The sequence below is a fragment of the Cohnella abietis genome, from assembly GCF_004295585.1.
In the GTDB taxonomy this organism is placed as follows: Bacteria; Bacillota; Bacilli; order Paenibacillales; family Paenibacillaceae; genus Cohnella; species Cohnella abietis.
Map to the genome: position 1 here is coordinate 6,439,083 of NZ_AP019400.1, position 12,304 is coordinate 6,451,386.

The 12,304-nt window shown below is 44.3% G+C and carries 11 protein-coding genes; 1 reads left to right on the forward strand and 10 read right to left on the reverse strand.

Annotated features, from left to right (window positions below; all coding sequences use genetic code 11):
- Nucleotides 1–88 precede the first annotated feature (88 nt).
- The 9 genes from KCTCHS21_RS28260 to KCTCHS21_RS28300 all read right to left on the reverse strand — a co-directional run bounded on the left by KCTCHS21_RS28260 (nucleotide 89) and on the right by KCTCHS21_RS28300 (nucleotide 11,212).
- Nucleotides 89–1,426 (reverse strand): ABC transporter substrate-binding protein, encoded by a 1,338-nt coding sequence (locus KCTCHS21_RS28260; RefSeq protein ID WP_130615684.1) that lies wholly within the window; start codon nucleotides 1,424–1,426, stop codon nucleotides 89–91.
- Between the two features lie 45 nt (nucleotides 1,427–1,471).
- Nucleotides 1,472–2,353: a carbohydrate ABC transporter permease gene (locus KCTCHS21_RS28265; RefSeq protein ID WP_130615686.1), complete on the reverse strand. Its 882-nt coding sequence runs from the start codon at nucleotides 2,351–2,353 to the stop codon at nucleotides 1,472–1,474.
- Nucleotides 2,350–3,246: a carbohydrate ABC transporter permease gene (locus KCTCHS21_RS28270; RefSeq protein WP_130615688.1), complete on the reverse strand. Its 897-nt coding sequence runs from the start codon at nucleotides 3,244–3,246 to the stop codon at nucleotides 2,350–2,352. Before KCTCHS21_RS28270 ends, KCTCHS21_RS28265 begins: the two co-directional genes overlap by 4 nt.
- 39 nt (nucleotides 3,247–3,285) lie before the next feature.
- Nucleotides 3,286–4,620 (reverse strand): family 8 glycosyl hydrolase, encoded by a 1,335-nt coding sequence (locus tag KCTCHS21_RS28275; protein WP_130615690.1) that lies wholly within the window; start codon nucleotides 4,618–4,620, stop codon nucleotides 3,286–3,288.
- A 479-nt stretch (nucleotides 4,621–5,099) separates the two neighbouring features.
- Complete coding sequence (locus KCTCHS21_RS28280; RefSeq protein ID WP_130615692.1) at nucleotides 5,100–6,098, reverse strand: LacI family DNA-binding transcriptional regulator; 999 nt, start codon at nucleotides 6,096–6,098, stop codon at nucleotides 5,100–5,102.
- Nucleotides 6,099–6,268: 170 nt separating this feature from the next.
- Nucleotides 6,269–7,144 carry a protease HtpX gene (gene htpX / locus KCTCHS21_RS28285; protein WP_130615694.1) on the reverse strand — a complete coding sequence of 292 codons (876 nt, stop codon included), beginning with the start codon at nucleotides 7,142–7,144 and terminating at the stop codon, nucleotides 6,269–6,271.
- 176 nt (nucleotides 7,145–7,320) lie between these two features.
- A complete protein-coding gene (locus KCTCHS21_RS28290) occupies nucleotides 7,321–7,776 on the reverse strand; it encodes a hypothetical protein (protein WP_130615696.1) in 456 nt (151 codons plus the stop codon).
- Nucleotides 7,777–7,858: 82 nt separating this feature from the next.
- Nucleotides 7,859–8,518 carry a TVP38/TMEM64 family protein gene (locus KCTCHS21_RS28295; protein WP_130615698.1) on the reverse strand — a complete coding sequence of 220 codons (660 nt, stop codon included), beginning with the start codon at nucleotides 8,516–8,518 and terminating at the stop codon, nucleotides 7,859–7,861.
- 843 nt (nucleotides 8,519–9,361) lie between these two features.
- Nucleotides 9,362–11,212, reverse strand: coding sequence for an LTA synthase family protein (locus KCTCHS21_RS28300; protein WP_130615701.1), 1,851 nt, complete (start codon nucleotides 11,210–11,212; stop codon nucleotides 9,362–9,364).
- Nucleotides 11,213–11,444: 232 nt separating this feature from the next.
- Between KCTCHS21_RS28300 and KCTCHS21_RS28305 the strand changes: the two genes are divergently transcribed.
- A complete protein-coding gene (locus tag KCTCHS21_RS28305) occupies nucleotides 11,445–11,894 on the forward strand; it encodes a MarR family transcriptional regulator (protein ID WP_130615703.1) in 450 nt (149 codons plus the stop codon).
- A gap of 85 nt (nucleotides 11,895–11,979) precedes the next feature.
- Here the strand turns inward: KCTCHS21_RS28305 and KCTCHS21_RS28310 are convergent, their stop codons facing one another.
- Nucleotides 11,980–12,255 (reverse strand): alpha/beta-type small acid-soluble spore protein, encoded by a 276-nt coding sequence (locus KCTCHS21_RS28310; protein WP_130616745.1) that lies wholly within the window; start codon nucleotides 12,253–12,255, stop codon nucleotides 11,980–11,982.
- Between the last annotated feature and the right edge of the window lie 49 nt (nucleotides 12,256–12,304).

The following is a 12,304-nucleotide window of genomic DNA, read 5'->3' on the forward strand; positions in this document are numbered from 1 at the left end:
CCCTATTCCCTCTATGTTTTACCCGCTGTCATTTCTATTACTTAACCATCAGGGGAGGATGGATCGCTCCATCCTCCTGCCCTCATTCCTACTTATTCACACGCTCTAATAGCTTCTTCAGCTTTTCCTCAATATTTGGCAGCACTTCCTCTACCTTTTTGTCCCCATTCTCAACCACTGCCAGCTCATTGATGAACAAATCATTAATCTGAGAATAGTTGGAGATAAGGTGATTATAGGATTCGAAGCCGTATTTGTAAGCCCCTTCGAACACTTGCTTGATTTGCTCCGGATCAATTCCTTCGAAATTGCTATAGTATTTCTCGGCAGCCTTCTGGTTAACAGGGGGATTGCCGCCACTCAGCTCGATGGACTTCTCTTGCACTTCCGTCGTAAGCAAGTATTTAATCCACTCCAAAGCTTCTTTCGGGTGCTTGGAATCCTTCAAAATAAAGAGAGGATCAACGTACAGAACACTTCTCACCTTTTCATTAGGTCCTTGTGGAACAGCCGCTACGCCAACCTTAAAGTTAAAGTCGCTTGATGCAGCTAAGCTCCAAGATCCAACAACAGACATCGCAATTTTGCCTGAGAGGAAGGGATCTCCGAATTGACCAGATACAGATTTGGAAAAGGCCGGTGTTGGAGAAATCTTCTGATCCCAGATAAGACCGTATATTTTTTTGTAGGCTTCGATAACATTAGGCTTAGTTAAATTAATTTCTGATGGCTTACCGCCGTTCGTCCAAGTATCTTCGGAATACACGTCAGCTCCGAAGTACTGTGGTCTTTGATCCCGCTCGCCAAACCCGAAATCAACACCATATTGTGCCTCTGATAGATTTTTAGAATCTACTGTCAGCTTCTTAGCGTTCTCAACCATTTTGTCGAACGTCCAGCTCTTATCCTCGTAATCTGTCGGTGGGTAAGGAAGATTTACTTTATCAAACAAATCCTTATTGTAGAGCATAACGGTTACATAGCTATTTAGCGGAATACCGTAAGTCTTGCCATCAACCTTATAGATGTTCATAACATCCTCTGGAATGTTATAGTCGGCTCCAGTCAACCCATTGAGATACGGTGTCATATCCATCAGCATGCCTTTATTATAGTATTCCATAAATCCACCATAGCCCCAATGGGAAGTAACGTCTGGCGAGTTCTTAGCAGCTATAGACGATTGCAGCTTGGAGTCGAATTGCTCGTAAGGCGCCTTCGTAACCTTAATCTTAATGTTTGGATGCTTACTTTCGAAATCGGGTATGAGCTTCTCAACGAACGTACGGTCAGGCGAATCAATCGTATAATGCGTGATCGTCACCTGGTCCCCTTCTTTACTACTACCTTCGCTTGAACAAGCCGTTGCCACTAGCCCGAATACTAATGTAAAGCCTATTGCCAGCTTGCCTGCTTTCTTACTCATGTTATTTCCCCCTTTAATAATTGTGTTGACGGAATATGTGAGTAGTTACTTGATGCCAGTAAGAACGATCCCTTCGACAAAGCGCTTTTGGGCGATTGCAAAAAGTGCGACGACAGGAAGCACTGACAGCAATGAAGCAGCCATCATCAGGTTCCAAGGTGCTATCCGGAATTTCGAAGAAAGCATGGCCGCCATCCCGATTGGAAGGGTGAAGTTTTCCTGCGAATCTAAGTAAAGCACAGGTGTAAGAAGGTCGTTCCAGCTCCAGAGAAAGGAGAAGATAGCAACCGTTGCAAGCACGGGCCCCGACAATGGAAGAGTCAGAGTCCAGTAGAGACGAATTTCCTTGCAGCCATCTATTCTGCCCGCATCATATAGCTCATTCGGGAGTGTAGAGAAAAACTGCTTCAACAGAAATATCATATAGGCCGACGCGAAGAACGAAGGCAGAATTAGTGGCAATAAGGAATCATGAAGTCCCAGCTTCGTAAAAAGTAGAAATTGTGGGATCATAATCGCCGGGTAAGGAAGCATCAACGTACTTAGCACAAGTATGAAGAAAAAATTGCTGCCTCTGGCACGATAACGAGCAAAGCCGAACGCCACGAACGATGATGAGAATACCGTTCCGATAACCGTGGCGATACCAACGATAAGACTGTTCATATATTGCCGGCCGAATTTAATCTCCGAATTAGTGAAGAGCTCCTTGAAATTTTCCCAGGCAAAATACTTTGGAATGAACGATGGCGGATATACAAACATTTCTTTCGTTGTCTTGAGCGAAGTCGATATCATGAACCACAGAGGCATAATCATGGCCACTGTAACCGCAAGCAAGATAATGAAGCCTATTAGCTTGGGTACATCCACCTTCGTTTTTCTCCTTTTAACCGACTGCTCCTTGGCAAGTGCTATTCCACTCATCGTTCACTCCCCCCTTCGTAGTAAACATACCTATTCGAAAGCTTCATGATAATGAAGGTGATGATCGTGACAGCAATGAGAAGTATCCACGCCATCGCAGAGGCATAGCCGTAACGAAAGTTTTTGAACGCATTAATATAAATGTTATACACGTAGAACCAGGTGGAGTAGTTAGGGCCGCCCTGCGTAATGGTATAGGCTTGGGTGAACACTTGAAAGGATTCGATGAGTCCGATAATAAGCTGGAATAGAAATACTGGCGAAATAAGTGGGAAAGTAACATTCCAGAACGTTCTTAGACGACCCGCACCATCTAATCTTGCCGCTTCAAGCAAATGTGCAGGCACTCCCTGCAGACCGGCTAGGAAAATGAGCATACCGCCTCCTAATCCCCAGAAAGACATAATAATAAGCGCCCACATGGCATATTTCTCGTCTAGAAACCAATTGATCGTGTCGACTCCGAAAAATGACAAAATGTAATTGAAAAGCCCTGCTTGAGGGTTGAAAACCCAGAACCATAACAATGCCATTGAAACACCCGAGATCATGCTCGGAAAATACATCGCCGTCCGGAATAGCCCCCTGAACGGTATTTTTTGATTAATTAGCATAGCGAAGATTAGAGACAAGAACAGAGTGAGCGGAACACTAATGAAGGTGTACTTTAGTGTGACTTTGATTGAATTCCAGAACTGATCATCCTTGAAAAGCTCCGTATAATTATCCAATCCGATAAACCTCGGGGCATGGATAATGTCAAATTCCGTAAAGCTATAATAGAGAGATGCCAATACCGGAAATAGCGCAAATACAACAAAGCCGATGAGCCAGGGCGAGATAAAAAAGTAAAAATTTCTGCTTTCGCGTCTTTCTTCCCTGCTGCGCTTCAATAACAACGCCCCCTTATGTTCTCGTGCATTCTCTAATGATTACCTCAGCTTCGAGTATGGCGTCCACCAATTACCAGACACCACAATCACACTCAGCAAGCGAAGATTATTTCCGAAATAAAGCTCATCAGCCGTTTTCACCGCAGTATTGTAATCCCACAATTTATTCAACCAAGCTTGGTTGGACGAATCGAGCATTGCACTAACCATCAGTGGGGCAGAGAAAGAGATATCTTCATAATCTGCTATTGGTGCTGATCCATTCAGCTTGTAGCCTGCCATAATCTTATGAGGATCGTTATTCGTCTTTTTCCGAATCCATTTATTAAGTGTAGTCAGCTGTGCCTTCGCCCTATCATCCCCCGTTAAGAGATAGTCGGTACCGATACGCCATGGCGTCCGAGAGGAATTATAATTGTAATCACCGTCGAATTCAGACTCCAGATATTCAGGCGGTGCAGGAACGAAGCTGCCTTTTATTTTCACTACAAAATCAGGAAGCAAGCCAGCATTCGGACTATTATTGTTATAGAGACTCTTCATGATACTGTAGGTTTTATTAATCACCTTGCTCCACCTGGTATCACCCGTAGCCACTTGAAAATCCTTCATATGCTGTAGCATGAAATCCGAAGGACGTGTCGCTAAAGCTCTGTCACCTGAAGTAGCCCAGTCTCCATTTTTTAATATCCACTCTGTTTGGTTAACCTCGCTTTTCATAATGGCATTAATAACTTTGCGTGCCTGGGTTAAGTAGTTTATTGCTCCCCCACTACCCCACTGCTTGTTAGCGAGCAGCAACGCATAGGCAATATCCATATCGCCGTCAGTTGCGGAATCAACACCATTGACGTCAACAAGAGCTTTGCCATTATCCGCTTGCTGCCAAGCCATTAAATCTGGATTATTACTACTGGGATGTGCCCTGAAATAACGATACATACCGTCAAAATATTTCTTAGCATCCGCATCATGGCCTGCCATTAATGCTGTAATCAGCATCCCGTAGCCATGTGCTTCCGATACCGTCACTTCATTTTCCTTAAACCAATCCCCATCCGCATACCAAACGTAATATTGACCCTTAACATATGGATTCTCTTTCACATACTTCGCTTTCCATTCGTCATATAATCTCTTCACCGTTTTATCCATCTGGGTCTGAGTCACATGATTAGGCTTAATCGAACCTTTCTTGTATGTGGTGTGCTGCGGGAACGCTTTAAAGGGGGCTTCACCTTTAACCTTCACAGCAGAGCCGTCTGCAGATGCTGCAACTGAAATGCTAGAAATGTTTAACGTTAACAGAATGAGCACCAACAACAGAGCTGACAGATAACGAAAACCAATTGGCCATTTCTCTTCCTTCCGCATACAACCAGCCTCTATTCTATTTGGTATGATTGATTCCTGCGAAATACTTTACATCACTCAATACTTACGGCAATCCGCGCTGCTCCTCGCGCAAGGTGTGACGGTGTTTGATGGCTGCCAATTTGATGTATACGGTTACATAATGAGATGTTTGGATTACGAAATTGCAGCACCCAACCCATTCTTACAACATTCCCCTTACTAGCTTCTAATCTCTTCGTATAACATTTGATCATTTTCAACCTCAAAAGTTAAACCGCTTTAACTTATTAAACAAAGTTTATCCTGTAACCTTAAACCTGTCAATCGGTTTTACTTTTATTAGTTCTAATCAACAGTTAAATACAGGATTCACCATCATAATTTGTCATGTTTCTTCTTCCTCTATTGTTTAAGCGTTTAAACTTAAGTTCATCAAAAAAACAGCTGCTCAGATTTTTCGTAAACTTGAGTAACTGCTTCTAAACCTGTCGACACGATTAAGATGTTCTGGGCGCCCCAGATGAATCTCTAACAATTAGCTCTGGATCAAATTCCACCGTTGCATTTCGTTTGGTAGGGTCTTTGATCATTTTTAACAGGATATCTACACCCTGCTTCCCTATTTTCTCAAACGGTAGACGTATCGTTGTTAAGGCCGGACGGAATTCGGAGGCATAGACTTGATCATCGAATCCAACAATCGAGATATCACGAGGAATTCGAATGCCTTCATTCTTGAATGCATCCATTGCTCCAAGCGCCATATAGTCGTCCGCCGCGAATATCGCAGTAGGCAGCCGTCCCGAATCGATCCATTGCTTGGCAATACGATAACCAGACGGAATATCAAATGAGCCTTGCTCAATGGCAAATGGCTTCAGCCCTACTTCCTCTAGCGCGTGCAAGTAACCCTTCTCCCGTTCCTGACTGCTAAAGAGTGGCTCAGGTCCGCTAATGTGGGCGATTTCAGTATGTCCAAGGTCAATCAGATGCTTCGTAGCATCATAACCACCCTTATAATTGTTGACAATTACCGATGGAACGGATGAATTCCGCTGCTGGTTATCAAGGATGACGAACGGGATTTTCCGCTTTTTGAGCTCCATTACGTACAAATCAGCATTAATAGGCGACAACAAAATAACCCCGTCTACGCGGTCCTCCTGAAACATGGATCGATTAAATGATTCCTCGTCCCCCTGCGAAACCGAGAGTGCCAGAAAGTAGCTTTGTTCGGCTAGACAGTCATTGATTTCCTTAACTATGGCATCAAGAACGGTATCGTTCAATGTCGTTAGTGTCAGTCCGATAATACCGGTTTTGCCGCTGGCGAGACTGCGGGCTGAAGCGTTCGGATGATAGTCCAACTCCTTCATTGCCTGCAATACCTTATCTTTATTTTTCTTGCGCACGGATGTCGAATGATTAAGTACTCTGGATACTGTCACCACGGACAAACCGGATTTCTTCGCCACATCAAAAATACTAACCTTCATCAACGAACCGCTCCCGTTTGTCAAAAATGATATATAGTAAACGTACCATAGTTCAAGCAATTATTCATCAAGCTTAAACATTATGAGATAACGTACAAACAAAAGACCGCCTCTCAGAAAATAATCTGGTGCAGGCGGTCTTCGTATATGCTTGAATTGCTCACGGTTTATTAAGCTTGTAAACGGCGAATTCTCTCTTCCAAATCTGGATGTGTGGAGAATAGCGCTGAGCGTTTCTTTCCGTTAATCTGCAAAGTGGAAATCGCGTTCTGCTCGCTGTCCTTCATTCGGCTTGTATAAGCTTGCAGCCCACGAAGAGCATGAATCATCTTATCCTTACCAGCCAGGTGGGCACCGCCAGCATCCGCGTGAAATTCGCGATGTCTGGAGTATGCCAGTACAACCATGCTTCCGAGTATGGAGAACACGATCTGGAACACAATAACTGCGATGAAATGAACGATTGGAGCAATATCTTCTTTAACCACTCGGGACACTGCCCATGCTGCAATACGAGACAGGAACACGACGAAGGTGTTCACGACTCCTTGAAGAAGTGTCATCGTCACCATGTCTCCGTTAACGATATGGGCGACCTCGTGACCGATAATTCCTTCAACTGCATCAGCATCTAGTTCCGTTAATGTTGCTGTGGATACGGCAACCAACGATCTTTTCTTCGATGGTCCTGTAGCGAAAGCATTCACTTCTTTGGATTCGTAAATTCCGACCTCCGGCATATGCATCATACCGGCAGCTTGGGATAACCGATGGACCATCTCAACAAGCTGTCTCTCCCCATGAGAGAGGTTATCTTCGGGCTTCAGAACATGAACATTCATCATCCGCTTTGCCATCCAACGGGACATAGCAAGCGAGATCAACGCTCCAGTAAAGCCTACAATTCCACTAAAGATGAGCAGCGAAGTGAAATTGATGCCACCCGATTCATTAATATACGAGCCAATTCCGAATACGGATAAAATAATTCCGATGGTAAGCATGACAAGTAAGTTCGTTAGAATAAACAAGAGAATTCGTTTCATTGTTTCCCTCCTAAGAGATTTAGAATAAGGCAACTGAGGTATTTCATCTTAATTGTTGCCGTTATTGACTGAATTATCGGCTATCTCTATTATCTACGTTGAGATTGAGCATCGCGTTTCAAGAAATAGCCGACTTTACGTTCCAATTATTGAAATAAAATGTGGGATCCGTACGCCTAGAGTCGGTTGAAGCCCTCATCCCGCAAATACTCTCTGGCTTCCTCGTATGTTTCGAATGCCATTTCGAGGTTTAAGCCTGAGAAGATATACCACATATCATCTTCAAATTTAAGCTCCAACAAGTTACGATCGGAGTCGAACCATTTTTCCTGCTGTCCTTCTACCCACGATGCTTCTCCCGTTAACGACTGAATAGACTGCTCTATGAGGGAACGAAGGTCCTCCGCGCTATAGTCACGAACATTGATGAAGCCCTTCTCATCTGTATCGCAGCCTTCAATCTCCCCTGCAAAAATATAGCCGTTACCGTTCGGATGAAAGTGAAATCCTACATTCTTTTTCTCAATTACACTACGATCATAATGGAAATTAACCCGTCCGAGAGACACGTCCCTGCGTTCTAATTGGTCAAAGGATTCCAAAATCGCGATCTTCTCTGCAAAGCTTAACATATGCTCATCCGCCTCATGGTTTATTGTTGGTAGCGATTATAACATAAATCTCGAACGTAAATCGGTAACAAGATTAGTCTATTCAATCTGTTTTAGACTCAATACCTTGGCTTTCTTCTTGGACAGGCTGGTTTTTAGAGGAATGTACTGTCTCTGCTGTAAACCACGCTTCGATTTTTTTGCTGATCCAAAGTGAGCCCCCTATGAATAACACTACGTATAAGAGCTCTAGGGGTTTTTCGATAAACCTTGCAAAATCATGACCAATAATGGAGATGGACATGACCATAATGGCTTTGCCGAACACAATAGCGATAAAGAACGAGCGCAATCGCATTTGTGCGACTGCTGCCGCCATGTTTATGACTACGAAGGGCCCAACGGGAAAGAGACTGAGTAAAAACACATAGCTAAAAGCATTTCGACGGACCCATATCAGGCTTTTCTGCACCTTTGGTTTCTGTGCCCATCGTACGAAATACGGACTACCCGCTATTCTGCGGACGACAACGAATGTCACAAGACATCCACTCACTATCCCTAACCAAGAATAGAGAAAACCAAGCCACAAGCCATACACCGCTGCATTTACTCCAACAATAAGTATCGTCGGCAATGGCGGAATGAATGACTTCATGAAAGTTAAGGCAATGCCGGGAAAGGGCCCAAAATCCCGATATTGCTCCAATAGACTCTTCAAATTCTCTTCAGTCAGGTTCGACAAAATATCTGATATGTTCATGTTGTACACATGCACCTGTTTCTCGTTTAATGTTCTAGTGGCATTATACCATTAGTACGGGGATATTCGGTAATGGGCGGGAAGTTAGTCGGCGAGGCCGCTTATTTACTACCCAGTCCCGCTCCGAGAAGGGGAGTTAGTCGGTGATACCGCTTATCTCCCCCCCAATCCCGCTCCGTGGGGGCGAGTTAGTCGGTGAGGCCGCTTATTTACGGCCCAGTCCCACTCCGAGGCGGCGAGTTAGTCGGTGATAGCGCTTATCTCCCCCCCAATCCCGCTCCGTGGGGGCGAGTTAGTCGGTGATGCCGCTTATTTACGGCCCAGTCCCACTCCGAGGCGGCGAGTTAGTCGGTGATAGCGCTTATCTCCCCCCCAATCCCGCTCCGTGGGGACGAGTTAGTCGGTGATGCCGCTTATTTACGGCCCAGTCCCACTCCGAGGCGGCGAGTTAGTCGGTGGCACCGCTTATTTACTCCTCAATCCCGATCCGAGGCGGCGAGTTAGTCGGTGACTCCGCTTATCTCCGGCTCATTCCTGCTTCGAGACGGGGAGTTAGTCGGTGATGCCGCTTATCTCCGGCTCATTCCTGCCCCGGGACGGGGAGTTAGTCGGTGATGCCGCTTATCTCCTCCTCAATCCCGCTCCGAGACGGCGAGTTAGTCGGTGATGCCGCTTATCTCCGGCTCATTCCTACTTCGAGACGGGGAGTTAGTCGGCGAGGCCGCTTATCTCCTCCCCAATCCTACTCCGGGCGGAAGTTAGTCCGCACAAAAAAACCTCCAAACCCACAATGCTTCATGGTTTTGGAGGTTTTTCTTGTGCGAGGCTCGCGCGCCCCCTATATTACTTATCGGGAAGCTGCACAACATAGCTGTCCGACAAGCTAAGCAGATCAAGCGCATTGTTATACTGCTGCTCTGTTGCTTTGCTTTCGTCCTCTTTGAGAGGATCGAAAGGATAATTTTTTCCATCCTCGAACGAGATGCCCGGCACGAACACACTCGCATCTGCAACAATGGAGCCCGACGGGAGGAAATGGCGCATAGGCAGCACATTCGGACCTGGGTTAAGCAGATCCTCTCCAAAATGAATCTGATTAGCAATCGATACGCCCGTTAAATTCGCCACCGTTGGCAGGATATCAATCTGTCCTCCGGTTTCCTCTATAACTGCTGGATAAGTAACACCCGGAGCAGACAGAATAAGCGGAATATTGAACATATCAGGGTATCCATACTCATGTCCGAGTATTTCTTCCATCAGATTACGCTCCTTATTATCCAGCGAATAGACCGGCAGTCCTTGGTGATCACCGTATAACAGGACAATACTATTTTCCCATAACCCGCTTTGCTTCAGCTCATCGATAAACTTACCCAGTGCGTAATCCGAATAATTCTGAGATCTAATGTAACGACCAACTAAAGTATCCTCTAAGCGATCAGGAAGCTTCATTTGATATTTGGATTCCGGAATATTATAAGGATGATGAGAGCTCATGCTAATAATCTGTGCATAGAAAGGCTTGCCGTTTTCACTCATTTTCTTCAGTTCCGCAGCAGTCTTCTTATAGAGCACTTCATCTGATGCACCAAAAGCGACATGATCCTCGTCTCCGAAAAAGCTTTTGTCATAGTAACGATCCCAACCGAGTGAGGAATAGAGCTCACGCCGGTTCCAGAATTCAACATCATTCGTGTGGAATGTAGCTGTCGTATAGCCTTCTTTACTAAGGAGCTTTGGCAAGCTTGGAAGCTGTTTTTTCACATTTTTCTGAGTAGCAGCCTCATGCTTCGGAACATAGAGAGACGTGTTTACTACGAATTCAGCATCCGACGTTGTCCCTTGTCCAACCATAGTGTAGAAGCTGTCAAAATGAAAATTTTCCCGTGCAAGCTTGTTCATATTCGGTGTCACTTCTTTACCGTCAACCTCAAGCCCAACTAAAAAATTCTGAAATGATTCCATCTGAATGATGATAACATTCTTGCCTTTGCCTGCAGCATAATACTTTGTTTCCTCTATATGTTGAGCACCCTTGAGCTTATCGATCTCGTCCTGAGTGATGTCTTCCATCTCTATCAACTCTGTGTCCTCAGTACTGTCAGCGAATATGGTATAGATCTCGTAATTTAGTATTCCCATACCTTCAGCTTGCTTATTCTCATTCATGCTCGCCCGATTAGGCCATATGCTAAAATAACACAAAACGATTGAAACAAGAAAAACCACTGACAGAGCCGTCTTGCTGATTGGCTTCAGATTAATATGAATTTTTTTCGTCTTCACTCTAAGCCAAATCGGAATGGCGATCAACACGAATATATCTATAAATATGAGCAAATAGTAAGGATCCATTAACGAATAAGTGCTATTACCGACCTTCGTTACTTTATCCGCTTGGCTGAGTGCATGGTAAGTTACAATAATTCCATAATATTTGTAGTACATTAGCACCGTGAAATAAAGGATCGTGAAAAATAAATTGGCTATCGTGTAGTAGAGCAGCTTTCTCTTTGTAGCAAACCATTCTATTAAGCAGAATACTAGCCAGAAGAATGGAATTTCCGTCAGCATGGTCATAAAGGATGGCCCGTCTTCGAAAACAACAAACCACGCTAAACAGCATTTAAACAATAGGAGCAATGTAAAAAGTAAAAACCGCCTGTTACCAAGCCTGATCAATAAACCCATTTCATTTCATCCCTTTCAGCTTTCCTCCATTTTCCGTATTCACCATATGTGCTCATAATAATAACGTGCTCGCTAATGCTGGTTTGGACAAACAACCCTGTTAATATCTCTTTAATCCATATTAGTTATATCACCATAACAATTATATGACAATATCTATTCATAAGCCACAATGTTATACTGATGACATTAATAAACCCGTGCAAGGCAGCTAAAATTAGAGGGTGGAAAAATGAAAGCTGATCTAATAGATACCATTTCCCACTATTTCTTAACTGATGTCCGTCTCCTCAGGAAGAAATTGTTCACATCTTTTCCAACAGATAAAATACCCCATCATTTAACACGTTCTAATTTGGAAGTGCTGTTCGTCTTATTTGAACTGCGTAGAACATCCGTTACTGACCTTTGCAATAGACTATGTATTTCAAGACCTAACATGACACCCTTAATCAACAAATTAGTGCAGCATGATTGGGTGGAGCGGCAAACAAGCAGTGAAGATCGCAGGGTCATTCAAATAGCAATTACGACAAAAGGAGATCAGTTTTGCAAGGAGATTCACGAGCTTCTACTTAGTCAAATCAAGCTAAGGCTTGAATCCTTGGAGACTGAAGACCTAATTGAATTAAAAAGATGTATGGATTCTCTAAAGTCCATAGCCAAAAAGATTAGCTGGTAGCATTAGGGGCTGTTCCTTGGATCTTATCAGATCCGCTGGAACAGCCCCTTTAAAATTTTTATTGCTTCTTCGGTAACCTCATCTTTTAATTTTGCTTAGACAGCTTTTCCTGAGCTAAACGAATCATCTCACGTACCATTGAGCCGCCAATCTTCCCGCCTACTTGACCGACCTCTTCAGTCGTCAGCTTCCCGTTATCACCGGGGGCTAACGGCACACCTAAATCCTCGGCTACTTCATTCTTCACATCGTCCGGCCGTTCCGGATCTACGGAATAACCTTCACGACGCATAACCTCAGCCTTCAAATTACTCACACCCTGCTCCGCTCCTGGTACAAGTAGCTTCCTTCTTCTCGCCATAATAACTTCCCCCGCTTCCATTCGAATGGCTCCTACGATGCTATCGTAC